This is a genomic window from Pseudomonas sp. GW821-FHT02H06 (assembly GCF_059421525.1).
This window is the reverse complement of record NZ_JBWKVD010000005.1, coordinates 279,555-302,129: the sequence shown is the minus strand read 5'-3', so window position 1 is coordinate 302,129 and position 22,575 is coordinate 279,555. Positions and strand designations below refer to the sequence as shown.

25 protein-coding genes and 1 pseudogene are annotated in these 22,575 nt (G+C 61.7%); 19 read left to right on the top strand and 7 right to left on the bottom strand.

The features are described from left to right. The first annotated feature begins 19 nt into the window (after positions 1-19). The 8 genes from urtE (at position 20) to AC07VF_RS11360 (ending at position 6,841) form a co-directional block, all read left to right on the top strand. The gene (gene urtE / locus AC07VF_RS11395; protein WP_282367820.1) at positions 20-718 is read left to right on the top strand and encodes an urea ABC transporter ATP-binding subunit UrtE; all 699 of its coding nucleotides are present in this window, start codon (positions 20-22) and stop codon (positions 716-718) included. A gap of 49 nt (positions 719-767) precedes the next feature. Further along, on the top strand, positions 768-1,613 hold the full coding sequence (locus AC07VF_RS11390) for an urease accessory protein UreD (protein ID WP_495008503.1): 846 nt from the start codon (positions 768-770) through the stop codon (positions 1,611-1,613). Between the two features lie 198 nt (positions 1,614-1,811). Beyond that, complete coding sequence (locus tag AC07VF_RS11385) at positions 1,812-2,114, top strand: urease subunit gamma (protein ID WP_020293711.1); 303 nt, start codon at positions 1,812-1,814, stop codon at positions 2,112-2,114. Positions 2,115-2,175: 61 nt separating this feature from the next. Beyond that, complete coding sequence (locus tag AC07VF_RS11380; RefSeq protein WP_463583860.1) at positions 2,176-2,727, top strand: GNAT family N-acetyltransferase; 552 nt, start codon at positions 2,176-2,178, stop codon at positions 2,725-2,727. 26 nt (positions 2,728-2,753) lie between these two features. Further along, positions 2,754-3,290 (top strand): GNAT family N-acetyltransferase, encoded by a 537-nt coding sequence (locus AC07VF_RS11375; protein WP_495008504.1) that lies wholly within the window; start codon positions 2,754-2,756, stop codon positions 3,288-3,290. Next, the gene (locus AC07VF_RS11370) at positions 3,287-3,592 is read left to right on the top strand and encodes an urease subunit beta (protein ID WP_065987755.1); all 306 of its coding nucleotides are present in this window, start codon (positions 3,287-3,289) and stop codon (positions 3,590-3,592) included. The genes AC07VF_RS11375 and AC07VF_RS11370 overlap by 4 nt, the downstream gene beginning before the upstream one ends. A gap of 141 nt (positions 3,593-3,733) precedes the next feature. Further along, positions 3,734-5,434, top strand: coding sequence for an urease subunit alpha (gene ureC / locus AC07VF_RS11365; RefSeq protein WP_495008505.1), 1,701 nt, complete (start codon positions 3,734-3,736; stop codon positions 5,432-5,434). Between the two features lie 273 nt (positions 5,435-5,707). Then, positions 5,708-6,841, top strand: coding sequence for a sensor histidine kinase (locus tag AC07VF_RS11360; RefSeq protein WP_192173462.1), 1,134 nt, complete (start codon positions 5,708-5,710; stop codon positions 6,839-6,841). 174 nt (positions 6,842-7,015) lie between these two features. Here AC07VF_RS11360 and AC07VF_RS11355 read toward each other — a convergent pair whose 3' ends face one another. Together AC07VF_RS11355 and cbpA are read right to left on the bottom strand one after the other, a co-directional pair. Continuing rightward, positions 7,016-7,312, bottom strand: coding sequence for a chaperone modulator CbpM (locus AC07VF_RS11355; RefSeq protein WP_282367806.1), 297 nt, complete (start codon positions 7,310-7,312; stop codon positions 7,016-7,018). Positions 7,313-7,314: 2 nt separating this feature from the next. Further along, on the bottom strand, positions 7,315-8,274 hold the full coding sequence (gene cbpA, locus AC07VF_RS11350) for a curved DNA-binding protein (protein ID WP_172610563.1): 960 nt from the start codon (positions 8,272-8,274) through the stop codon (positions 7,315-7,317). Between the two features lie 294 nt (positions 8,275-8,568). Between cbpA and AC07VF_RS11345 the strand changes: the two genes are divergently transcribed. Then, complete coding sequence (locus tag AC07VF_RS11345) at positions 8,569-9,834, top strand: Hsp70 family protein (RefSeq protein WP_282367805.1); 1,266 nt, start codon at positions 8,569-8,571, stop codon at positions 9,832-9,834. Between the two features lie 420 nt (positions 9,835-10,254). Here AC07VF_RS11345 and AC07VF_RS11340 read toward each other — a convergent pair whose 3' ends face one another. Further along, positions 10,255-11,265, bottom strand: a complete 1,011-nt coding sequence (locus tag AC07VF_RS11340) for an AI-2E family transporter (RefSeq protein ID WP_133774480.1) — start codon at positions 11,263-11,265, stop codon at positions 10,255-10,257. Between the two features lie 187 nt (positions 11,266-11,452). Continuing rightward, on the bottom strand, positions 11,453-11,743 hold the full coding sequence (locus AC07VF_RS11335) for a PsiF family protein (RefSeq protein WP_346626821.1): 291 nt from the start codon (positions 11,741-11,743) through the stop codon (positions 11,453-11,455). 151 nt (positions 11,744-11,894) lie between these two features. Here AC07VF_RS11335 and AC07VF_RS11330 point away from each other — a divergent pair, with 151 nt between their 5' ends. Further along, on the top strand, positions 11,895-12,779 hold the full coding sequence (locus AC07VF_RS11330; protein WP_495008506.1) for a DMT family transporter: 885 nt from the start codon (positions 11,895-11,897) through the stop codon (positions 12,777-12,779). Positions 12,780-12,805: 26 nt separating this feature from the next. Here the strand turns inward: AC07VF_RS11330 and AC07VF_RS11325 are convergent, their stop codons facing one another. After that, positions 12,806-13,042, bottom strand: a complete 237-nt coding sequence (locus AC07VF_RS11325; RefSeq protein ID WP_037015625.1) for a hypothetical protein — start codon at positions 13,040-13,042, stop codon at positions 12,806-12,808. Positions 13,043-13,100: 58 nt separating this feature from the next. Beyond that, positions 13,101-13,300, bottom strand: a pseudogene (locus AC07VF_RS11320) (triacylglycerol lipase); the annotation flags it as partial. Between the two features lie 174 nt (positions 13,301-13,474). Between AC07VF_RS11320 and osmE the strand changes: the two are divergent. Further along, positions 13,475-13,813 (top strand): osmotically-inducible lipoprotein OsmE, encoded by a 339-nt coding sequence (gene osmE, locus AC07VF_RS11315; protein ID WP_133774484.1) that lies wholly within the window; start codon positions 13,475-13,477, stop codon positions 13,811-13,813. A gap of 288 nt (positions 13,814-14,101) precedes the next feature. After that, positions 14,102-14,635: a ferritin-like domain-containing protein gene (locus AC07VF_RS11310; RefSeq protein ID WP_065987767.1), complete on the top strand. Its 534-nt coding sequence runs from the start codon at positions 14,102-14,104 to the stop codon at positions 14,633-14,635. A 328-nt stretch (positions 14,636-14,963) separates the two neighbouring features. On the opposite strand, the gene AC07VF_RS11305 is transcribed toward AC07VF_RS11310, so the two are convergent. Next, positions 14,964-17,033, bottom strand: coding sequence for an AsmA family protein (locus AC07VF_RS11305; RefSeq protein ID WP_495008507.1), 2,070 nt, complete (start codon positions 17,031-17,033; stop codon positions 14,964-14,966). A gap of 315 nt (positions 17,034-17,348) precedes the next feature. On the opposite strand from AC07VF_RS11305, the gene AC07VF_RS11300 reads away from it, so the two are divergent. The 7 genes from AC07VF_RS11300 to AC07VF_RS11270 all read left to right on the top strand — a co-directional run bounded on the left by AC07VF_RS11300 (position 17,349) and on the right by AC07VF_RS11270 (position 22,528). Continuing rightward, positions 17,349-17,570, top strand: coding sequence for a hypothetical protein (locus tag AC07VF_RS11300; protein WP_122533791.1), 222 nt, complete (start codon positions 17,349-17,351; stop codon positions 17,568-17,570). Positions 17,571-17,820: 250 nt separating this feature from the next. Next, positions 17,821-18,453, top strand: coding sequence for a TetR family transcriptional regulator (locus AC07VF_RS11295; RefSeq protein ID WP_463583982.1), 633 nt, complete (start codon positions 17,821-17,823; stop codon positions 18,451-18,453). A 211-nt stretch (positions 18,454-18,664) separates the two neighbouring features. Continuing rightward, on the top strand, positions 18,665-19,165 hold the full coding sequence (gene ureE, locus AC07VF_RS11290) for an urease accessory protein UreE (protein WP_192171068.1): 501 nt from the start codon (positions 18,665-18,667) through the stop codon (positions 19,163-19,165). Next, positions 19,162-19,836 carry an urease accessory protein UreF gene (locus AC07VF_RS11285; RefSeq protein ID WP_495008508.1) on the top strand — a complete coding sequence of 225 codons (675 nt, stop codon included), beginning with the start codon at positions 19,162-19,164 and terminating at the stop codon, positions 19,834-19,836. Before ureE ends, AC07VF_RS11285 begins: the two co-directional genes overlap by 4 nt. Before the next feature lie 58 nt (positions 19,837-19,894). Further along, positions 19,895-20,509, top strand: a complete 615-nt coding sequence (gene ureG, locus AC07VF_RS11280) for an urease accessory protein UreG (protein ID WP_037015648.1) — start codon at positions 19,895-19,897, stop codon at positions 20,507-20,509. 33 nt (positions 20,510-20,542) lie between these two features. After that, positions 20,543-21,115: a HupE/UreJ family protein gene (locus AC07VF_RS11275; protein WP_282367795.1), complete on the top strand. Its 573-nt coding sequence runs from the start codon at positions 20,543-20,545 to the stop codon at positions 21,113-21,115. Positions 21,116-21,391: 276 nt separating this feature from the next. Then, positions 21,392-22,528, top strand: a complete 1,137-nt coding sequence (locus AC07VF_RS11270; RefSeq protein ID WP_495008509.1) for an AGE family epimerase/isomerase — start codon at positions 21,392-21,394, stop codon at positions 22,526-22,528. Positions 22,529-22,575: the final 47 nt, after the last annotated feature.

Sequence of the window (22,575 nt, the reverse complement as noted above, 5' to 3'; positions counted from 1 at the left end):
ATTTCTTGAGAAACTGGCCATGCTCCAAGTCGAAAAGCTCCACCAGTACTACGGCGGCAGCCACATCCTCCGAGGCCTGTCGTTTGACGTAAAAATCGGCGAGGTCACGTGCCTGCTCGGTCGTAACGGCGTGGGCAAGACCACGCTGTTGAAAGTGCTGATGGGGCTGCTGCCCGCCAAAGAGGGCGTGGTGCAGTGGGAAGGCAAGCCGATCACCGGTTTCAAGCCCCACCAGCGCGTGCATTCCGGAATCGCCTACGTGCCCCAGGGCCGGGAGATTTTCGGCCGACTGACCGTTGAGGAAAACCTGCTGATGGGCCTGTCGCGTTTCCCGGGCTCAGAGGCCAAGGAAGTCCCGCCGTTCATTTACGAGCTGTTCCCGGTGCTGCTGCAGATGAAGCACCGGCGCGGCGGCGACTTGTCCGGCGGTCAGCAACAGCAACTGGCGATCGGGCGCGCTCTGGCCAGTCGCCCTCGCCTGCTGATTCTCGACGAGCCCACCGAAGGCATTCAGCCCTCGGTCATCAAGGAAATCGGTGCGGTGATCAAAAAGCTCGCGGCGCGTGGTGACATGGCGATTCTGCTGGTCGAGCAGTTCTATGATTTCGCCGCCGAGCTGGCGGATCAGTACATCGTCATGTCCCGGGGCGAGATCGTCCAGCAGGGCCGTGGCGAAAACATGGAGACCGAAGGCGTTCGGGGCCTGGTCACCATTTGATGCGCCGATCAGCTAAGGTACGGTCCTTCGATAACACGATAATCGACTTATGAATCTTCCTGCCCACACCGCCCTGTTCACCCCCAGCTGGCATGCCGAGCTGGAGCTGGCGTATGGGCGTTTCGGCGACAGCACGCGCCCGACCCAGCGACGCCACAAAGGTCCGTTGCGGGTGCAAAAGCATCTGTACGCCGAAGGCCCGCAGGTCTGCCAACACATCATCGTTCACCCGCCGGGCGGCATTGCCGGCGGCGACCGGCTGGACATCAGCGCCAGCGTCGGCGCCAACGCCTGGGCGCAACTGACCAGTCCCGGCGCAGCGAAGTGGTACCGCGCGGCGGGTCCGGCTTATCAACAGCTGGACATCAAAGTCGCTGCAGGCGGCACGCTGGAGTGGCTGCCGCAGGAAAGCATCGTCTTCAGCGAGGCCAAGGCTGAACTGACCACGCGAATCGACCTTGAGGGTGACGCCCGGCTGTTTTATTGGGATGTGGTTGCACTGGGCCGACCGGCCAGCGGCGAGCGTTTCGATCACGGCCACTTTCAGGCGCATCTGGATATCCGGCGTGACGGCACGCTGTTGTGGCACGAGCGCCAGCGCATCGTCGGCAATGACGGCTTGCTGGATTCGCCGATCGGCCTGGGCGGCAAGCCAGTGTTCGCGACGCTGATCGTAACCGGCGAATTAGACGCTGAGTTGATGGAGCGCTGCCGCGAGCTGGCCGAACATTCACCCGTGCGCGGCGACCTGAGCCAGTTGCCCGGCCTGATCATCGCCCGTTGCCTGGCGGACGAAGCCCTGCATGCTCGGGCCTGGCTGATTGCATTATGGAAGCTGCTGCGCCCTGCCTTGTTGGGACGGGAAGCGGTGGCGCCGCGGATCTGGAGCACTTGATGGGACGCGTTGCCCGACCCGCTCCCTCGGGGCACGCATAGACATGCTGTAGGAGTGAGCTTGGTCTGGGCCGCATCCGGACGATTGCGATCCGTCAGATAGGAATATGTCTCTGACACACCGCAATCGCGAGCAAGCTCACTCCTACAGATACATTGCAGCGCTGACTTATTCAGTTATTTAAGACGGACAAAACCCATGGACCTGACACCACGCGAAAAAGACAAGATGTTGATCTTCACCGCAGGCCTGGTGGCCGAGCGACGGCTGGCACGCGGTGTGAAGCTCAACTACCCGGAAGCGATGGCCTTCATCTCCGCCGCCCTGCTGGAAGGTGCGCGGGACGGCCAGACCGTTGCCGACCTCATGCATTACGGGACCACTCTGTTGACCCGTGAACAGGTGATGGAGGGCATCCCGGAAATGATCCCGGAAATCCAGGTCGAGGCCACCTTTCCGGACGGCACCAAGCTGGTCACCGTGCATCAACCGATTGCCTGAGCGGCGCATCGACGCTGAGATGCCCACTGAAACAGCCACACAGGAACCCGTGGAAACGAACATGACCTATTCGATTCGTGACGCATTGCTGACGGACATGCCGGCCGTGCTGGCCATCTACAACGACGCCGTGCTCAACACCACGGCGATCTGGAACGAGCAACCGGTGGACCTCGCCAACCGCGAAGCCTGGTTCGCCGCGCGCCAGGCCCAGGCGTACCCGATTCTGGTGGCGATCGACGCCGACGATCAGGTGCTGGGCTATTCGTCGTTCGGCGACTGGCGGCCATTCGAAGGCTTTCGCCACACCGTTGAGCACTCGGTTTACGTGCGTGCCGATCAACGGGGCAACGGCCTGGGTCCGCTGCTCATGAAAGCGCTGATCGAACGCGCCCGAGCCTGCGACAAGCACATGATGGTCGCGGCCATCGAAAGCGGAAACGCGGCGTCGATTCACCTGCACGCGCGCGAGGGTTTCATCACCACCGGGCAGATGCCCCAGGTCGGCACCAAGTTCGGCCGCTGGCTGGACCTGACCTTCATGCAGCTGGACCTGTCGCCCGGCGCCTCTGCTCCACCCTCGCAAGCGCCCGGCATCAAGCCTGTCGCCTGAATGTTCATTCTGAAAGGATTTCGTCCATGAATGCCGCCCACTTACGCCGCGTCACGCCAGAAAGTTTTGCCCACTACCGCCCGGGCCTGGTGGCGCTATTGCTCGACGCCGTGCAAGACGGCGCGTCGGTCGGGTTCATGGCGGATCTAGGCGCCGAGGAGGCTGCCGACTGGTGGGAAGGCGTCAAAGCCGAGGTCAAGCAGGGCAACGTGCTGCTGTGGGTGGTGGCAGAAGAAGACCAGGTGCTGGCGACGGTGCAATTGGCGCTGTGCCAGAAGGCCAACGGCCTGAACCGCGCCGAGGTGCAGAAGTTGCTGGTGCTCAGTCAGGCGCGTCGGCGCGGGCTGGCAACTCAATTGATGACAGCGGTCGAGCAAGCGGCCCAGCAGCATCAGCGCGGGCTGTTGTTTCTGGACACGCTGGCAGGTTCCGATGCTGAAGATTTCTATCGCGCGCTGGGTTACGAGCTGTCTGGCCTGCTGCCGGACTACGCCTGCAACCCCGACGGCGAATACAAGGCCACGGCCATTTACTACAAGTTACTGTCGAGGAAGAGCGCATGATTCCTGGTGAGTACCAGATCCAGCCCGGCGACATCGAGCTCAACGCCGGTCGCCGCACCATCACCCTCAGCGTCGCCAACAGCGGCGACCGGCCGATTCAGGTCGGCTCGCACTTTCATTTTTTCGAGACCAACGACGCCCTGACCTTCGACCGCGCCGCCAGCCGGGGCATGCGCCTGAACATCCCGGCCGGCACCGCCGTGCGCTTCGAGCCAGGGCAGGCGCGGGAAGTGGAGTTGGTGGACCTGGCCGGGTTGAGGCGGGTTTTCGGGTTTGCCGGAAGAGTTATGGGTGAACTGTAAAACGCGTTCACTTTCCAGCCAAGTCAAGCTGCAAGCGCCAAGCTACAAGCGCCAAGCACAGCAGTCCGCGGCGTACACAACATTCGCTTTTACTCGCAGCTTGCCGCTTGAGGCTTGCCGCTTTGATTCGAGGAACGAAGTATGAAGATCAGCCGACAAGCCTACGCCGACATGTTCGGCCCCACTGTCGGCGACCGTGTGCGTCTGGCCGACACCGAGCTGTGGATCGAGGTCGAGCAGGATTTCACCGTCTATGGCGAAGAAGTGAAGTTCGGCGGTGGCAAGGTCATTCGTGACGGCATGGGCCAGGGCCAAGGCGTGGCCGCCGAAGTCGTCGACACGCTGATCACCAACGCACTGATCGTCGATCACTGGGGCATCGTCAAAGCCGACGTCGGCCTCAAGGACGGGCGCATCGCGGCCATCGGCAAGGCCGGCAACCCGGACATCCAGCCCGGCGTGACCATCGCCATCGGCGCGGCGACCGAAGTGATTGCAGGCGAAGGCATGATCCTCACCGCCGGCGGCGTCGACACCCACATCCATTTCATCTGCCCGCAGCAGATTGAAGAAGCGCTGACGAGCGGCGTCACCACCATGATCGGCGGCGGCACCGGCCCGGCGACGGGCACCAACGCGACCACGGTCACGCCCGGCAAGTGGCACATGATGCGCATGCTGCAGGCCGCCGAAGCGTTCCCCATGAACATCGGCTTCACCGGCAAAGGCAACGTCAGCCTGCCCGAGCCGCTGATCGAGCAGGTCAAGGCCGGCGCCATCGGCCTCAAGCTGCACGAAGACTGGGGCACCACGCCAGCAGCCATCGACAACTGCCTGAGCGTCGCTGATCAGTACGACGTGCAGGTGGCGATCCACACCGACACCCTGAACGAATCCGGCTTCGTCGAAACCACCCTGGCGGCGTTCAAGAACCGCACCATTCACACCTACCACACCGAAGGCGCCGGCGGCGGTCACGCACCGGACATCATCAAGGCGTGCGGCTTCCCTAACGTGTTGCCGAGCTCGACCAACCCGACCCGGCCGTTCACCCGCAACACCATCGACGAGCACCTGGACATGCTGATGGTCTGCCATCACCTGGACCCGAGCATCGCCGAAGACGTCGCGTTCGCCGAGAGCCGCATCCGCCGCGAAACCATTGCCGCCGAGGACATTCTTCATGATCTGGGCGCATTCTCGATGCTCAGCTCCGACAGCCAGGCCATGGGCCGCGTCGGCGAAGTGATCATGCGCACCTGGCAGACCGCCGACAAAATGAAACGCCAGCGCGGGCCATTGCCCGGTGACGGTGAAGGCAACGACAACTTCCGCGCCAAGCGCTACATCGCCAAATACACCATCAACCCGGCGATCACCCACGGCATCAGCCATGAGGTGGGCTCGGTGGAAGTGGGCAAATGGGCGGACCTGGTGCTCTGGCGCCCGGCCTTCTTCGGCGTGAAACCGACGCTGATCCTCAAGGGCGGGTCGATTGCCGCGAGTCTGATGGGCGACGCCAATGCCTCGATCCCGACCCCGCAACCGGTTCACTACCGCCCGATGTTCGCCAGCTACGGCAGCTCGTTGCACGCCAGCAGCCTGACGTTCATTAGTCAGGCGGCCTTTGATGCCGGCGTTCCGGAGCAGCTGGGGCTGAAGAAACAGATCGGCGTGGTGAAGGGCTGCCGCAGCGTGACCAAAGCCGACCTCATCCACAACGACTACCTGCCGAACATCGACGTCGACCCGCAGACGTATCAGGTCAAGGCCGACGGTGTGCTGCTGTGGTGCGAACCGGCAGAGGTCTTGCCGATGGCGCAGCGGTATTTTCTGTTCTAAGCGGAGAACTCACTTTCTTGTGGGAGCGAGCTTGCTCGGGAAGGGGCCTGTGCATCCACTCACTCTTTCAGCGGCTGAAATGCCGCCTTCGTGAGCACGGTGGAGCGCGACCCCGGTCTCCTACATGGCTTGTTTTGGCTGCCTGACAGCGCTTCGACTGGACGGCAAGCCGACACCAAGAGGAAGCGCACGCAAATGCGTGATGCTTCCTGCAACAACAAGGCGGTACTATGCGCGCTCTCATTCAGCGCCCCGCCAGCAAGGTAGTTCCCCATGCGTCTTTCGGACTTCATCGTTCAGAATGTGGATCGCATCGTCGATGAGTGGGAACGGTTTGCGGCCACGCTGACGCCCGCAGCCGCGCAGATGAGTTCAGTCGAGCTGCGCGACCACGCCGAGGCGATCCTTCTCGCGGCGGCGCGTGACATGAACACCGCCCAGACCAAGGCCGAGCGCATCGCCAAGGCTCAGGGCGAAGACATCGGCAAAACCCCGACACTCGATCAGGCCGCCTCCAGTCATGGCGAGCTGCGGCATATCGTCGGGTTTGATCTGGTGCAGATGACCTCCGAATTCCGTCACCTTCGGGCCACGGTTGTGCGCTTTTGGGCAGAAAGCCAGAAAGAGCCACAGGCCAGTCACCTCACTGACATGATTCGCTTCAACGAAGCCATCGACGAAGCCCTGGCCGAGTCGACGGCCGCCTACGCCGATCGCGTGACGCGTTCCCGTGACATCTTTCTCGCCATTCTCGGCCACGACCTGCGCGCGCCCTTGCAGGCCATCGGCATGTCGTCCGAAGTGCTCATGCGCAAAACCGCGCTGACGGACGCCGATCTTGCGTATATCAAGCGCATCAAGAGCAGCAGCCTGTTGATGGGAACGATGATCAGCGATTTGCTGGAGTTCGTTCGAAGCCGTCTCGGCGTCACGTTGCCGGTCGAACGCAAGCCGATGGAGATGACCCTCGCCTGCCGTGAAGCCATCGACGCGGCCACGGCGGGGCAGCCCGATTGCAACGCAGTGTTCACCAGCACCGGTGAGACCCGGGGCGAGTGGGATCAAGCACGCATCGCGCAATTGCTGCAAAACCTGATTGGCAACGCCTTGCAGCATGGCGCGGCGACGCGTCGGGTCACCGTCACGCTCACCGGCAGCGAAAACCACGTGAGCCTCTCGGTGCACAACGACGGCGAGCCGATTGCGGAAGAAGCCATCGGCAGCATCTTCGACCCGCTGGTGCGCTCGGCCAATGAAAAGGCCGGCATCCACAACCCGTCCACCAGCCTGGGCCTGGGACTGTTCATCGTCAAAGAAGTGGTGAACGCCCATGGCGGCGGCATCACGGTTGTGTCGAACGTTGGTGACGGCACGACGTTTACCGTGGAATTGCCGAAGAAAGGCTAGCAGGCGGTTGCACGGAATGGCTATCGGCCAAACACCGCGCTGTTGCAGGGGTGCTCGATACCTGTGGGAGTGAGCTTGCTCACGAAGGCGGCAGTCCTGCCGCCGAAGATGTAACGAATGAGAAGGCCTCTTCGCGAGCAAGCTCGCTCCCACAATGCCCTCCACGCCAGCCTGTCAGTCGAGAAACCGCCCCAACCGCTGCCTGAGCATGCGGTTTTCGGCCCTCACGTGTTCAAGCTCGTCGAGCAGGTTCAGCGCCAGGGCGACGCCGTCCCACTCCAGCTGCAATTCGTAATGCAATTTGACCGCGCGTTTGGCAATCGACAGCGCCGCGCTGTCGAACAGCCATTCGTCCGGCTGCCTTCCCTGGGGTTCGAGAATGCCATGTTCGACAATCTCGATGACGAAGGCGGCCGGCAGGTCGACCACCTGACAGAACTCCTGCATGTCGATGACCAGGGTGTTGCTCATGATCAGTTACTCCATTGAGCCCTCGGATCGAACGCGGCCTGCTCGGCCAGCTTCTCCCACAGCGCTTTGGTAGCCTCATCGGTGGATTTGGGCATGACGATTTTCAGTTGCGCGTACAGATCGCCGCGCTGGCCTTGCTTGTTCAAAAGGCCATTGCCTTTGACCCGCAGCCGCTGGCCGTTCTGACTGTCCGGGCGGATGGTCAGATTGATCTTGCCGGTCAGTGTCGGAACGGCGACCTTGGTGCCCAGCGCCGCTTCCCACGGCGCGATCGGCACCGTGATGATCAGGTCGTGGCCCTCGACGTCGAACATCGGGTGCGGCGCCAGACGGATGATCAGATACAGATCGCCCTTCTCGCCACCGGCCACGCCGGGAGCACCCTGCCCTTTCAAGCGGATGCGCTCGCCATCGGTGACGCCCGCCGGGATCTTCACGTTCAGCGTCTTGGTGATGTCCGCCATGCGCTGGCCGTTGGCGCTGTGCTGCGGCACCTTGAAGCTGATTTGCTTGGACTCGGTGGAGAGTGTCTCCTCCAGAAACACCGCCAGTTCCATCTCCACATCCTGCCCTCGACGCCCCGGGCTCTGCGCCCGACCGCCTTGCTGACCACCACGATTGCCGAAGATAGAGCTGAAGAAGTCGGAAAAATCTCCGTCCTCGAAGCCGCCGCCGCCAAAACCCGGCCCTGCGCCCGCGCCGCCACGGCCCTGCCAGCCAGGCGGCGGCTGGAACCGGCCCTGACTGCCGTACTTACGGATCTCGTCGTATTCGGCGCGCTTTTCCGGATCGCTCAGCGCTTCATAGGCCTCGGAAGCCTCTTTGAATTTGTCTTCCGCGCCAGGCTCTTTGCTGACGTCGGGGTGATACTTGCGCGCGAGCTTGCGATAGGCGGTCTTGATTGTCTTTTCGTCCGCCGTCGGCTCTACGCCAAGGATCTTGTAATAGTCTTTGAAGTCCATCTGACGGTCACCCAATTCTGGAATATCCAGCCCAGTCCGCACCGCGTTTCACATGTGAACGCTGGCAGCGTTGAACGTTGCAAGGTTATCGGCACGCAGTCGCGCGAAATGAAACGCTGTCCAGACCGGCCAAAAGCATTAAGAGTTGCCTGCTAGATTGGGGCTCGGGGCCGCAGTTCAAGACATGCGCGCGAAATAGATGCCCGGCGGCTGATAAACCGACGTTTCGCGCTACGCATCCGGCGCGCACTCGCATACACTGCGCGGCCGTTTTTTGACTGGTATGCAAAGCAGATGAGCACTCCATCCCCGGCCCGTGCCCTTGGCATCGATTTCGGCACGTCCAACTCCACGGTCGGCTGGCTGCGTCCCGGAGCGGAAACGCTGATCGCGCTGGAGGACGGCAAGATCACGCTGCCTTCGGTGGTGTTTTTCAATATCGAAGAGCGCCGCCCGGTCTACGGTCGCCTCGCCCTTCACGAATACCTCGAGGGCTACGAAGGCCGCCTGATGCGCTCGCTCAAGAGCCTGCTGGGTTCCAAGCTGATCAAGCACGACACCAGCGTGCTCGGTACGGCGATGCCGTTCAAGGACCTGCTCGGGCTATTCATCGGCGAACTCAAGAAACGCGCCGAAGCCTCGGCCGGTCATTCCTTCGAGCAAGTGGTGCTGGGCCGTCCGGTGCATTTCGTCGATGACGACGCTGCCGCCGATCAAGAGGCCGAAGACACCTTGGCCGACGTGGCGCGCAAGATCGGCTTCAAGGACGTTTCCTTTCAGTTCGAGCCGATTGCGGCGGCGTTCGACTACGAGTCGACCCTGGACCGTGAAGAGCTGGTGCTGATCGTCGACATCGGCGGTGGTACGTCGGACTTCTCGCTGGTGCGTCTGTCCCCGGAGCGTCGGTTGATCGATGACCGCCACAGCGACATCCTCGCCACCGGCGGCGTGCACATCGGCGGTACCGACTTCGACAAGCAGCTGAGCCTGCAGGGCGTGATGCCGCTGTTTGGTTACGGCAGCCGGATGAAAAGCGGCGCCTACATGCCGACCAGCACGCACATGAACCTGGCGACCTGGCACACGATCAACTCGGTGTATTCGCAAAAGTCGCAACTGGCGCTGGGCAGCATGCGCTATGACATCGAAGACACCCAAGGTATCGACCGGCTGTTCAAGCTGATCGAGCAACGCGCCGGCCACTGGCTGGCGATGGAAGTGGAAGAGACCAAGATCCAGCTGACCGAAGCGGACAGCCGCCTGGTGCCGATGGACCGCGTCGAACCCGGCTTGAGTGTCGACCTGACGCGGCAGCTGTTCGAATCGTCCATCGATGCGTTGCTCGAACGCGTGCGCGGCAGCGTGACGAATCTGCTGAATCAGGCAGGCGTGGGCGTGACCGATGTCGACACCGTGTTCTTCACCGGCGGCTCCAGCGGCATCCCGGCCCTGCGCAACAGCGTCGCCGCCATGCTGCCCAAGGCCCGGCACGTCGAAGGCAACATCTTCGGCAGCATCGGCAGCGGCCTGGCGATCGAAGCGAAGAAGCGCTACGGCTGATTCGCAGCTGTCTTGCCCTCAGTGGGACCGCATGCTCTTAGTGGGACCGCATGCACTTGTAGGACTGGCTTTAGCCGGGAAAGCGTCAGGCGTCACGCCGCGAAATTGAGGGTGTTGGTACACGCCTCTTCCCGGCTGAAGCCGGTCCTACTGACCGCGTGCAAACGTAGGACTGGCTTTAGCCGGGAAGGCGTCGGGTGTAACGCCGCAAATCTTATGGCGCACCCACTGGCCTCTTCCCGGCTGAAGCCGGTCCCACTAGGACATCGCGTGCACATGTAGGACTGGCTTTAGCCGGGAAGGCGTCGGGTGTCACGCCGCAAATCTTAAGGTGCACCCACTGGCCTCTTCCTGGCTGACGCCGGTCCCACTGACCGCGTGCAGCCGTGAAAAGGGGGCACATCTGTTGAGCACCAGTCGCTATACCAACTCCGCCCGGCGCAGTTCGCTTTTCAGGTACGCGTAATAAATCGGCCCTGCGACCACGCCCGGCAGACCGAAGGCGGCTTCGAAGATCAGCATCGCCAGCAGCAATTCCCACGACTTGGCGCTGATCTGCCCGCCGACGATCCGTGCGTTGAGGAAATACTCGACCTTGTGGATCACGATCAGGTACCCCAACGCCGCCATCGCCACCCAGATCGACAACGACATGCCGACGATAAAGATCAGCGTGTTGGACATCAGGTTGCCCACCACCGGAAGCAGGCCCAGCAGAAAGGTCAGCACGATCAGGGTTTTGGTCAGCGGCAGGTGCACGCCACAAAGAGGCAGGATCACCGCCAGGAAGATCGAGGTGAACGCCGTGTTCAGCAGCGAGATCTTGATCTGCGCGAAGACGATATTGCGGAAGGCTTGGGTCAGCAGGTGCAGACGCTCGAACAGCGCCGCCGCCAATGGCTTGCGCTTGGTGACATCGGGAATGCGCTGCAAGGCAATGATCGCGCCCAGCACCATGCCGATCAGCAGCGTCACGAACATGTGCGCCGCGCCCTTGCCGAGCAGTTGCAGCTCGCCGAGGTGCTTGGTCAGCCAGGCGCTGAGCGACACCTGAAACTCGGTGGCGCTGGCCGGCAGGTAGTTGTCGATGAAGGGCGGCAGCTGGCCGCGGGCGCGGTCCACCAGAATCATGAATTTATCCAGCGACGCGCCGGGGTTTTCCGCTTCGTGCAGCAAAAAGCTGATCGCGCCGGCAAACAGCAACGCCAGTACGGTCACCACCAGAGTCCCCAGCAACGCCACCGCCAGCCATCGCGCGCGCTCGCCGGCAATCAGCCGTTGCAGCTGCGGCGTGAGCATGTCGACCAGCTCATACACCAGCAAACCCGCCAGCAGACTGGGCAGAAGGTTGAGCGGCAGGACCAGCAGCAACCCGCCGAACACGAGAATGCAACTGGCCAGATAGACTTGACGGGGCGTAAACGTTGGCATACAGCCTCAAAACGAGCGGCGTGAAGGATGGGCAGTCTGCCAGCGTTCTGAGTGGAGAACCAGCGACGCGAAAGCCCTTGAGGGCTCAAGCGCAAGGAGGCTGCGATTGCAGGCCAGATCATCGGCCGCAATCGCAGAAAGTACAGGGGCTGGCGCCGCTTTTCAGCGCCTGGAATCGGCTCGGAAACTATTTCTTTTTAAGACAATCGCTCATGAATGCCTTGCGCGCATCGCCCTTGAGCGCCTGGGTACTGGCCGTGGCGTTGCAGGTTTTCATCTTCTCCTGCTGAGTGGCGGCAGGCGCAGGCGCGGCCTTCAGGCAGGTGCTCATGAACGCCTTGCGCTCGTCGCCCTTCAGGGATTTGGCCGAGGCATCGGCGTTGCAGGTGGTCATCTTGTTTTGTTGCGCGGTGGCGGCAAAACCCTGGGCGCTCAGCAGCAGGCCCAACACCAGCAGAGGAATACGCAGCATCGTCATCGGTTTTCTCCGGAAGCGCCAGGCACCTGCATGGCTTTCAAAGCAGTGTAGTCAAAGAATGTTGCTGCATATTTCTGCAAATGCACAGCGTGCGCTGGACGTGCGGACTGACAGGCCGATAATGGCGCCTCATTCAACAGCCGGTTCGCTCATGCAATACCTTTATCCACTGCTGACCGTCATGATCTGGGCGGGCAACAACGTCATCACCAAGGCCGCCGCAGGGCGTATTTTCCCGGCTGAAATCGGCTTCTATCGGTGGTTGCTGGCGGGGGTGTTGTTCACGCCGTTTCTGCTCGGCCCCGTGCTGCGCAACCGGGTGCAGATCAAACCCATCATTGGCAAAGTGGTGGTGCTGGGCGTCCTGGGCATGGCGATTTATCAGAGCCTGGCGTACTACGCGGCGAATATCACGACGGCCACCAACATGGGCATCATTCTGTCGCTGGTGCCGGTGATGACGCTGGGCATGTCGATCGCCAGCCTCGGCACGCGGCTGACTGCAGGCGCACTGGTCGGTGCAATTGTGTCGTTTGCCGGCGTCTTATGGGTGGTGTCACAGGGGAGTTGGAGCTTGCTGGTTGCCCATGGCATCAACGTCGGCGATGTGATGATGCTTGTCGCAACGCTGGCCTACGCGACCTACAGCACGCTGCTGAAGAAATGGCAGTTGCGCATGCCGCCATTGCAGCTGCTCTACCTGCAGATTCTGGTGGCGATCATTGCGCTGTTTCCACTGTTCGTGATTTCACCGAAGACTGGCCTGAACGCGAGCAACATTCCGTTGGTGCTCTATGCGTGCATCCCGACCTCGATGCTCGCGCCGCTGCTGTGGATGAAAGCGATTTCCATCCTCGGACCCAGCCGTACCACGTTGTTTTTCAACCTGGTGCCGATCCTGACGGCGCTGGTTGCCGCGCTCGCGCTGGGCGAGCAGCTGGCGTCGTATCACTTTATCGGCGGTGCCCTGACGCTGGGCGGGGTGATCCTGGCAGAACGCTGGACCACACCGCTGCGCAAGGCCGCGATCCGTTAAACCTGTCTGTCGGATGAGCCCGGCAATCAGGCTTTGTCGTGATCCTCCGCAGCGTGAATCGACACATCGGTAATGCCCAGCACATGGGGCAGACCGATGGTGTCTTCGCCGGTATCGAAGGGGTCATCTTCAACGGCCACGTTGTGCTTGAGCGCCAGCTCGTGCACAACCTCGATGATCGGCACGTCGAGGTTTTCAATCAGATCGACATGGTGCTCACCGGCCAGCGTGTACTCGATTTCATAAAGCTCTTTATCGCTCATCGCATCTCTTCCTACGCGACCTCACGGGTCGACTGATCACGAACTACGGCCAAATAAGTCAAAGACCGGCGGCTTTGAGACGCGCGGCGTGTTTCAGGAACCACTCAAGGGATTGGCTCCCTTGCCCACCAGACCGAAGTGCTGGTTGACGATGTCGAAATGGTCGAGCGGGTAGTCATCGCTGATTTAAACCAGGTGAGAACTGCATCTCCCGACCATGCCATCAGATTGACCTCGCTGTTTCGCGAACGTGCGAGCAATTTTCGGCAGGTGAGATTTGACGACAATCAGCCCAGGATGGCCCGGAATTGCCCCTAGGCGCGACAGGTGCGGGTAATGCCCCATCGCCATCAATTTGATCGAACTCTTTTGCCTCTCCAACGCTCCTAACAGCAACGGGCCAACAATGGCCTTTTTCGCGGAGCGATTCGAATGTTCAAGCAATCCCTGGCAGTAGTGATTTCCATGGCCGCATTGGCTGGTTGCGCATCGACCACCCTGCCCAACCCGGTTGATTACGCGACCTATCGCAATGAGCCGCTGGTCAAGCAAGTCGAAGAAGGCATGACCAAGGAACAGGTTCTGACCATCGGCGGCACGCCATCGACAACTGTTCAACGTCGCGCCCACCCCGGCACTTGTAACAACTACGTGCTGAATCGCGAAGGCCATCAGCAGGCTTACTACGTCACCTTCGACAACAATGGCCGCGTCAACAGCAAGGGCTTCATGACGTGCGAACAGCGTGACGCCAACGAACGCGCCATGTGATCTAACGCCGTTGGTTTGAATGGATGAGTCCACCCGTAATCACTGTGCCGGTGCATCGCAAGGATGCCCGGCACTGCCGTGATCGCGGGGGATTCGTCCTTAAGCACGCTCGCCCCGCTTTGCCCCACGCTGAAAAACCCCCGCGTCAAAAAGTCCCTCAACAAAAATCAAACTTTTGCCAGTGCCCACCACTCACACCTTAAGACCCCGATCCTGCCGGGCGCCTGCTTCAGGCATGGCGCAACAGAGCGCGACGGAAAAAAACCGGAACAGCCCTGGAGAAATCTGATGATCAATCTGCACCCAATGACCGACGTCGCCACCCTGCGAGAGCGCGCGCGCAAAAACGTCGAAGACGGCGCCGTCACTGAAGGCTACAACGGTGATCGTGATGAGGTCCTGCGTTTGCTGAACTCGTCGCTGGCCACCGAACTGGTCTGCACCCTGCGTTACAAGCGCCATTACTTCATGGCCAAGGGGATTAAATCCCACGCAGCAGCCGATGAGTTTCTGGAACACGCCAATCAAGAACTCGAACACGCTGACAAGCTGGCCGAGCGCATCGTGCAGCTGGGCGGCGAGCCGGAATTCAATCCGGACCTGCTGAGCAAGAATTCCCACGCGCAATATGTGGCTGGCAACACGCTGAAAGAGATGATTACTGAAGACCTGGTGGCCGAGCGCATCGCGATCGACAGCTACCGCGAAATCATTCAGTACATCGGCGACCAAGACCCAACCACCCGCCGCATCTTTGAAGAGATCCTGGCGCAGGAAGAAGAGCACGCTGACGACATGGCCGACCTGCTCGACGGCCTCTGATACGCACCACGCAATGCAAAAAGCCAGGGCACATGCCCTGGCTTTTTTGTGGATAACTTTCAGGCGGGATGTTTAGGGTATACCGAGCTATTCGCGAGCAAGCTCGCTCCCACAAGGGCCAGATCAACCAGACGCTGAATCAGGCGCCGAACCCGGTTATGTGTGAGAGAGCTTGCTCGCGAAAAGGCCCGCACATCCGACGCATGTCAGGCGGCCGTGATGCCGCCTTCGCGAGCAAGCTCACTCCTACAGGACCGGGTACAACGCAAGCCCGCTCCGAAGCCGGGCATATTGTGGAAGTGAAGACGGCACAGATCCGGTGCCGAACTCACTTCACCGTTTTCGGCGCCTTGCCCGAGCGCATTTGTTCCAGCAACGCGGTGCACTGGTTAGGCGCGTCCCCGCTGCTCGGCGCTACGAGTGCCAGCAATCCCGCCGCCGGCCCCACTGCCGCGCCCAGCAGCACCATTCCCGCGCCACGCAGCAACAGCGGACCCGACTCCACACCCGCATTGGGCTTGCTGAACGGCCCCCGCACGTACAGCGGCGAACGCAGGGAGAAGACCCGGAAGCCTTTCGATTCCGGCGTGATCTTCATGTCCAGTTGTTCGGTCTTTAGGTTCGCCGTGCCGTCGACGTAAATGATCGCGTTCTCGGTATCGAACACGAACACCTTGGTGCTCGCCAGGCCGTCCTTGAAGCCCACATCGGTGGCCGCGCAGTTGATCTTCACGTCCTTGTCGCCAAACAGCTTGCCGACCACGTAGTTACCCACGTTCAGCCCGGCAATCTCCATCAGGCCACGGCTGACAGCGCCGTCGTTGACCAGCATCTTCAGCTCGCCGTTGGAGGTGCCCAGCAAGGCAGCAACCGAGTTGCCCCGACCACTGAGATCGGCATCACCGTTGAGCTCACCAAAGCTGGTTTTCATCGGTTCGAAGGTCGGGAACAGCTGCTTGAGCTTGAAACCTCGAGCCGACAACCTGGCGCGGCCTTCCAGCGGCTGGGTGTGACCGTTGAGCTTGATATCGGCGTCGAGCTTGCCTCCGGCGACACCGAAGCGCAGCGGCTGCAGGCTCAGTACGCCATCGTTGAGCACTACATGGGTGTAAAGATCAGTGAACGGCAGGTCGGCGCTCTGCACGATGCGCTTGCCGGTGAACTCAACGTCGGCGTCCATGGCAGCCCAGCGGTCGGTCTTGAATTCCTCGACCGGCAGCACTTTGCCTGTCGGCTGTTTGCTCTCGCCGCCGCGGGTCTTCTGCTCGGCGTTGGAATCGGCGCCGATCAGCGGCTTGAGGTCAGTCATCAGCAACTGATTGGACACCAGCGCGCCGGTCAGCTTGGGACGCGTTTCGCTCGCCACGAAGCCGAGATCACCATGGATATCGCTGTCACCGATCTTGCCGTTGAAACCCTTGTACTGAAACGACGCACCGGCCGGGTCATGCAGTTTGGCGACTAGGCGGCCATCGGTGGAGTACGGTGGGGAATCCGGCAGGGTCACGCCGGTCAGCGGATACAGGTTGCTGAGGCTGTCGCCGGACAGTTTCAGGCGCAGGTCCAGTTCACCGAGGTTCTGCGGATCGGTCACGGTGCCCGCGATGGCGACACGCAAAGCGCCCGCACTGACGTCGGCCTGTACCGGGAATGGCAGCGCGGCGTCTTTCAGCGCCAACAGCCCACCCACTTTGCCGCTGCCGTTGAGTTTCTGGCCGTGGTACTGGCCTTTGGCGGTAAAGCCAAAAGCGTAATCTTGAGCCGAAGCGCCCTTGTCCTGGACCTTCTTCGCCTCGCTGCTGCCGACGATGTCGCTGTAGGGAATCGGCTTGCCCAGCGGGTCGATGACCACGTCAACGGCCGTGTTGATCTTCTGGTCGTTGTAGCTCACGAAGCCTTTATCGAAGCCGATCGAGCCGATGTCCACCACCCAGCTCGACGGCTTGGCGTTCGGGTCGCTCTTAGGCAGATCGAACACCCAGTTGGCGCGGCCATCGGCCAGGCGCTCGATCTTGGCGTTGGGCTCGGTCAGGTTGATACGTGGAATGACCACGCGCTGGGCCAGCAGCGGCAAGGGAGACAAGCGCAGATCGACGCGCTTGAGCGTGACCATCTGCGGCGTCTTCGACCATTCCGGGTTGCCCAATGCGATGTCTTCCGCCGACATATGCGGCCACGGCACCCAGGCGCGCCAGCCGCCTTCGTCGGGCTCACGGTGCCAGTTCACGGCCAGATTGCCGTTGATGGCAAAGGGGCGATGCAGTTCTGCAGACACCTTCTCGTTAATGGTCGGCTTGAGCCGGTTCCAGTCGAACGTGGCGATCACAATGATCAGAATCACCAGCAACAGCAGCAGGATTGCGGCTGTCCAGGCGAAAATTTTACGGCCTCGCGTCATTGCGTCATCTCCCCAAAACCGACGCGCCGTCCAGGGCGCGTCTCGTACGTCGTAACGGTTCGACTGAGAAAAGCCGCGTGGGTTTGATGAAATCTGTATTCAGGGTCAGAAAAGTTCCGCCCCCCGCCCATACCGTACGTCCAGACGATCGCCACTGTTGATCCGAAACGCGCTGAGAAGCCCGCCCGGCAAGGGGTCCGCAGCCGCATCATTTCTGTCGATGGTCACCATCAGCCCGCTGAACTTCTTTATCCACAGGTCAGCGGTAAAATCGCCAGCACGTTCACACAACCCTTTACACCCGAGCATCCTTCCATGAAACGCCAATTGATTGCCCTGACCCTTTCCCTACTTGCCTCGAGCGCGTTTGCGATGCCTGCCAGCGAACAAGCGATCCTTGGCGAAGCGAAGGCGACGCAGCATTCCGGTTTGCCGACCGTTGCGCAGGACGGCCCGGATCGATTGATCAATCAATACCAGCGCGTTGCCGACAACGGCCCTGATCGGCTGATTCAGCAGTATCAGCGGGTTTCCTGATTCTTACCCGTTGCATCGAAAAGCTTCCCGGCTAAAGCCGGTCCTACGGAAACAACGCGGCGCTGGATTAGTGGGACCGGCTTTAGCCGGGAAGAGGCCGGTTTGAGCACCCTCAATCCACCAGCATAAGCGCGAGAACCGCCCGGCCTTGATCGCCGGGCTTTTTATTGCCCGACGTGAAACCGGGTTCGACGCCACGCAAACGCATTTGCTAGAGTTGCGGCCCATGCCTTCATCAGATACACGCCCCATGCTGCCCCGCGCCGAACAGAAACAGCAGACCCGCCATGCCCTGCTCGATGCAGCCCGGGGCCTGATGGAGAGCGGACGTGGTTTTGGCAGCCTGAGCCTGCGCGAAGTGGCGAAAACCGCCGGCATCGTGCCCACCGGTTTCTACCGGCATTTCGATGACATGGACCACCTCGGCCTGGCGCTGGTCAGCGAAGTCGGCCAGACCTTCCGTGAAACCATCCGCCGCGTGCGCCACAACCACAACATCCACAGCGGCATCATCGACGCCTCTATCCGCATCTTTCTGGATGTCGTGGCCGCCAACCGCTCGCAGTTTCTGTTTCTGGCGCGCGAGCAATACGGCGGCTCGTTGAAAGTGCGTCAGGCGCTTGGTGCACTGCGCGAAGGCATCATCGCGGACCTCGCGACCGACCTGGCGTCGATGCCCAAATTCCAGCACCTGAACACCGATGACCTCTCGGTCATGGCCGACCTTGTGGTCAAGAGCGTGTTCGCCATGCTCCCAGAGCTGATCGACCCGCCGCCCCCGGCCTTGGCCGCACACCTGACCCCGCGCGCGAAAATCACCCAGCAACTGCGCTTCATCTTTATCGGCGCCAAGCGCTGGCAGGGACTGGGCAGCACCGAGTGACCCGCGAGCGTTCACTGCTGTGCATTACGCCATCACCCCCCAACCACACTGCACCACCGAAATGCATCGCTGCGATTGATGCACCGGTAAGACGCATCCGATAGCTCTGCCCATTCATCGCTGCACCGTATTCAGGCAATTGCTGCGCTTCACGCCTGTTGGCAAGGCACTTGCTCTAGCCCTTGCATCGCACATTGCTGGAAGCTTTCTGATGCTCGTCATTCATCAAAGAACCGAACCTCAGGCTGAATGGGCCGCAGAGCTGCATTTGATTTTCGAGGCCCGGAGCAAAAGCCGGCTGCGCTGTTTCAGTGCCGAAGGTGAAGACGTCGGGCTTTTCCTTGAACGGGGTCAGCCGCCGTTGCGTGACGGAGATTTCCTCAAGGCTGAAGACGGCCGGATCGTGCGTGTCTGCGCTCGCCCTGAACAACTGATGCACGTGACCTGCAGCAACGCGTTCGAACTGACCCGCGCGGCGTATCACTTGGGCAACCGCCATGTGGCGCTGCAAGTGGGCGACGGCTGGCTGCGTCTGCTCGACGACTACGTGCTCAAGGCCATGCTCGATCAACTGGGCGCCACCACCGAATCCATCGAAGCGCCCTTCCAGCCCGAGCACGGCGCCTACGGTGGCGGCCATCACCACTCCCGCGCCGGTGAAGAAGACTTCAATTACGCGCCGCGCATTCATCAATTCGGCGTGCGCACGTGAACGCTGCCTGGGCGCTGCTGCGTCTGGCGAGCCCGCAATTGCCGATCGGCGGTTACAGCTATTCCCAAGGACTGGAAATGGCGGTCGAGCAATCCACTGTTCACGACTCGGCCAGCGCCGCCCGCTGGATTGGCGACCAATTGCTGCTCAACCTTGCGCGATTCGAAGCGCCGCTTTTACTAGCGCACTGCACGGCGGCTGCCGAAGACGACTGGGCGACGTTGCTGCAATTGAGCGAAGCACACCGCGCCAGCCGCGAAACCCGCGAGCTGCATCTGGAAAGTCGGCAGATGGGTTACTCGCTGCAGCAATTGCTCAACGGCCTGCCGGAAATGGATCAGCCCGCACGGGATTTTCTGCAGCGCATGGGCGAGCCGCATCTGGCGCTGGGCTGGGCACTGGCTGCGCGCGCCTGGCAGATCAGTCCTCAGGACGCGCTCGCCGCCTGGCTCTGGAGCTGGCTGGAAAACCAGCTGGCGGTGCTGATGAAAACCCTGCCACTGGGGCAGCAAGCCGCCCAGCGCCTGACCAGCGAGTTGCTGCCGCTGCTGCAGAACGCCCAGCAACACGCGACCGAGCTGAATCCTGAACACATCGGCAGCGCGCCATTCGGTCTGGCGCTGGCGAGCATGAACCATGAGCGGCAGTACAGCCGCCTGTTCCGATCATGAGGTGGCCGCCATCGGCGCAGCGCCTCGAACCGCACAACCTGCTTAACGGAGAGAACGAATGAACAGCCAACCTTTGCGCGTCGGCATCGGCGGTCCGGTCGGTTCCGGCAAGACCGCCCTGACGCTCGCGCTGTGCCTGGCCCTGCGAGATCGCTACAACCTGGCGGTGGTCACCAACGACATCTACACCCGTGAAGACGCTGATTTTCTGGTGCGCAACGAAGCACTTGCGCCTGAGCGCATCATCGGCGTGGAAACCGGCGGCTGCCCGCACACGGCGATCCGCGAAGACGCGTCGATCAATCTGGAAGCCGTCGACCAGCTCAATCGGCGCTTCGAGGGTCTGGACCTGATCATCGTCGAATCCGGTGGCGACAACCTGTCCGCGACGTTCAGTCCGGAGCTGTCGGACCTCACCATTTACGTGATCGACGTGTCGGCAGGCGACAAGCTGCCGCGCAAGGGTGGCCCCGGCATCTGCAAATCCGATCTGCTGGTGATCAACAAGATCGACCTCGCGCCACTGGTGGGTGCCTCGCTGGAGATGATGGACCGCGACACGAAGAAGATGCGCGGCGACAAGCCGTTCGTGTTCAGCAACCAGAAAACCGGTCACGGGCTGGAGCAGATCGTCGCGTTCATCGAGCGCCAGGGCCTGCTGACTGCGGCCTGATTCGTACATCTTAAGGACTCAAGGAATTCATTCATGAACGGCAAAAAAGTATTCGGCGCGTTGGCGCTGCTCCTCGTTCCGGCGCTGGCCTTCGCCCACCCCGGCCACGACGAAAGCGGTCTTGTGGCAGGCATCAGCCATCCATTGGGCGGCATCGATCACCTGCTGGCGATGATTGCTGTCGGGCTTTGGGCTGCACAGCAAAAAGGCGCCGCGCGCTGGGCGTTGCCGTGCACGTTTGTCGGCACCATGCTGCTCGGCGGCTTGCTCGGGTTTGAAGGGCTGGCGCTGCCTGCACTGGAAAGCGGGATTGCGGCCTCGGTGTTTGCGTTGGGCCTGGCGGTGGCGCTGGCGGTGCGTCCGCCACTGATCGTGGCCGTGGCGGCGACGGCGCTGTTTGCGCTGTTCCACGGCGTGGCCCATGGTCTGGAACTGCCGGAGATGTCGAGCCCTTGGGGCTACGCCCTCGGTTTCGTCGGCGCGACCGCTGCGCTGCACGCGGCGGGCTATGCCGTGGTGCGCTTCCTGCCAACGGCGGCGGCCCCGGTCGTGCGGATCGCTGGCGCCTTGTCGGCGGCGACCGGCGTCTGGTTGTTCGCAGGCTGAATGACGCTCCGATAAATCCAGACCGCAGATATATGTCTACCGACAGGTCAATTGTGGGAGCGAGCTTGCTCGCGAAGAGGTCCGAACATCCGCTCAATCTTCAGCGGTTGAAATACCGTCTTCGCGAGCAAGCTCACTCCTACAGGGATCGCGTTTTGCGTTGAACGGCAGGCATTTCCGATAGGGCTTGGCGGGGATCAATTGATCCCCGCTGCCCCGCTCGCCTCACCTCCTGCTACCATGTCGCGCAATTTGCCACTGCCGTGACGCCATCCAATGCCTGACGCTTCCCTCCCCACCGCCAAGTCTGAACTGTCCGCCCTGTTCACTGAGCTGCAGCAGCATTTCATGGGCGTGGTCGTGCCGTTGTGGCAAGGCCCGGGGTGGAATGCCGAGATGGCGTTGCCGTTCGAGGCGGTCGACGCCCAACATCGGCCTCTGCCGCCGCAGCGCTATCGGGCCATGGCCTGTGCGCGTCAGCTGTTCCTGTTTTCAAGCCTGATCGATCACCCCGACGTCCCCGACGCCGCCACCCGAGCGGCCGCGCTGTTTCGTTCGTTGCAGCAGCACTTTCACGATGCCGAGCACGGCGGCTGGTTCTACAGCATTGATCCACAGGGCGCGCCGCTGGATCGCCGCAAGGACCTCTATACCCACGCCTTCATCGTCTTCGCCTGCGCCCATTACTGGGGCAAAGTCCGTGAGCCGCTGGTGGAGTCGGTGCTCAATGCCGCCCTGAACGTGGTCGCCGAGCGCTTTGCCGACGGCGATGGCTTGTATGAATCCGTGCTGGCCGAAGACTGGTCTTCGCTGAACGCCGGCCCGCTGCAGAACCCGCTGATGCACCTCGCCGAAGCCTTTCTCGGCACACTGGCCGTGCGCGATGACGCTGACACGCGGGCGGCGCTGGATGGGTTGGTGGAAGCCATGCAACGACGCTTTGTCGATGTCGAGCACGGAGTGATGCTGGAGAAGCCGCTGGACGCTGTGGATAACTGGTCCGAGCCGGGTCACCAGTTCGAATGGTTCTACTTGCTGGCGTCTTCCACGCGGCTGCGGGGCACGCCGCTGTATCGCTCGCTGGAGACCGCGTTCGCCCATGCCGAGGCACAGGGCGTCGATCAAACGACGGGCGCGGTCGCGGCGATGCTGGAAGTGGACGGTTCGGTGAAAGACGGCACGCAGCGTATCTGGGCCCAGGCTGAATACCTGCGCGCGTTGACGTTACGGCCTGATAGCGAGCACCTGCTGGCGCGTCAGTTGAACGCGCTGCAAGCGCAGTTCCTGCACCCCACCGGCTGGAACGAGTGCCTCGACAGCCAGGGGCAGATCAGCCGCAGCGACATGCCGTCGACGACGCCGTATCACCTGGCGACCTGCTACATCGGGCTGGCCGAGTATTTCAGCGGCTGAGCTGACTCCCTGATGGTCATCCCATCAGAGATTGGCGACGCCCCCTG

Excerpts from the sequence above, each read along its gene's own strand:
- AC07VF_RS11325 (WP_037015625.1), bottom strand. The coding sequence starts at position 13,042 with ATGAGCGATAAAGAGCTTTATGAAATCGAGTACACGCTGGCCGGTGAG.
- AC07VF_RS11360 (WP_192173462.1), top strand. The coding sequence starts at position 5,708 with ATGCGTCTTTCGGACTTCATCGTTCAGAATGTGGATCGCATCGTCGAT.
- AC07VF_RS11380 (WP_463583860.1), top strand. The coding sequence starts at position 2,176 with ATGACCTATTCGATTCGTGACGCATTGCTGACGGACATGCCGGCCGTG.
- cbpA (WP_172610563.1), bottom strand. The coding sequence starts at position 8,274 with ATGGACTTCAAAGACTATTACAAGATCCTTGGCGTAGAGCCGACGGCG.
- AC07VF_RS11270 (WP_495008509.1), top strand. The coding sequence starts at position 21,392 with ATGCCTGACGCTTCCCTCCCCACCGCCAAGTCTGAACTGTCCGCCCTG.
- AC07VF_RS11370 (WP_065987755.1), top strand. The coding sequence starts at position 3,287 with ATGATTCCTGGTGAGTACCAGATCCAGCCCGGCGACATCGAGCTCAAC.
- AC07VF_RS11335 (WP_346626821.1), bottom strand. The coding sequence starts at position 11,743 with ATGACGATGCTGCGTATTCCTCTGCTGGTGTTGGGCCTGCTGCTGAGC.
- ureG (WP_037015648.1), top strand. The coding sequence starts at position 19,895 with ATGAACAGCCAACCTTTGCGCGTCGGCATCGGCGGTCCGGTCGGTTCC.
- AC07VF_RS11305 (WP_495008507.1), bottom strand. The coding sequence starts at position 17,033 with ATGACGCGAGGCCGTAAAATTTTCGCCTGGACAGCCGCAATCCTGCTG.
- urtE (WP_282367820.1), top strand. The coding sequence starts at position 20 with ATGCTCCAAGTCGAAAAGCTCCACCAGTACTACGGCGGCAGCCACATC.
- AC07VF_RS11330 (WP_495008506.1), top strand. The coding sequence starts at position 11,895 with ATGCAATACCTTTATCCACTGCTGACCGTCATGATCTGGGCGGGCAAC.
- AC07VF_RS11375 (WP_495008504.1), top strand. The coding sequence starts at position 2,754 with ATGAATGCCGCCCACTTACGCCGCGTCACGCCAGAAAGTTTTGCCCAC.
- AC07VF_RS11275 (WP_282367795.1), top strand. The coding sequence starts at position 20,543 with ATGAACGGCAAAAAAGTATTCGGCGCGTTGGCGCTGCTCCTCGTTCCG.
- AC07VF_RS11310 (WP_065987767.1), top strand. The coding sequence starts at position 14,102 with ATGATCAATCTGCACCCAATGACCGACGTCGCCACCCTGCGAGAGCGC.
- AC07VF_RS11390 (WP_495008503.1), top strand. The coding sequence starts at position 768 with ATGAATCTTCCTGCCCACACCGCCCTGTTCACCCCCAGCTGGCATGCC.
- AC07VF_RS11340 (WP_133774480.1), bottom strand. The coding sequence starts at position 11,265 with ATGCCAACGTTTACGCCCCGTCAAGTCTATCTGGCCAGTTGCATTCTC.
- AC07VF_RS11345 (WP_282367805.1), top strand. The coding sequence starts at position 8,569 with ATGAGCACTCCATCCCCGGCCCGTGCCCTTGGCATCGATTTCGGCACG.
- ureC (WP_495008505.1), top strand. The coding sequence starts at position 3,734 with ATGAAGATCAGCCGACAAGCCTACGCCGACATGTTCGGCCCCACTGTC.
- AC07VF_RS11355 (WP_282367806.1), bottom strand. The coding sequence starts at position 7,312 with ATGAGCAACACCCTGGTCATCGACATGCAGGAGTTCTGTCAGGTGGTC.
- AC07VF_RS11300 (WP_122533791.1), top strand. The coding sequence starts at position 17,349 with ATGAAACGCCAATTGATTGCCCTGACCCTTTCCCTACTTGCCTCGAGC.
- ureE (WP_192171068.1), top strand. The coding sequence starts at position 18,665 with ATGCTCGTCATTCATCAAAGAACCGAACCTCAGGCTGAATGGGCCGCA.
- AC07VF_RS11295 (WP_463583982.1), top strand. The coding sequence starts at position 17,821 with ATGCTGCCCCGCGCCGAACAGAAACAGCAGACCCGCCATGCCCTGCTC.
- AC07VF_RS11385 (WP_020293711.1), top strand. The coding sequence starts at position 1,812 with ATGGACCTGACACCACGCGAAAAAGACAAGATGTTGATCTTCACCGCA.
- osmE (WP_133774484.1), top strand. The coding sequence starts at position 13,475 with ATGTTCAAGCAATCCCTGGCAGTAGTGATTTCCATGGCCGCATTGGCT.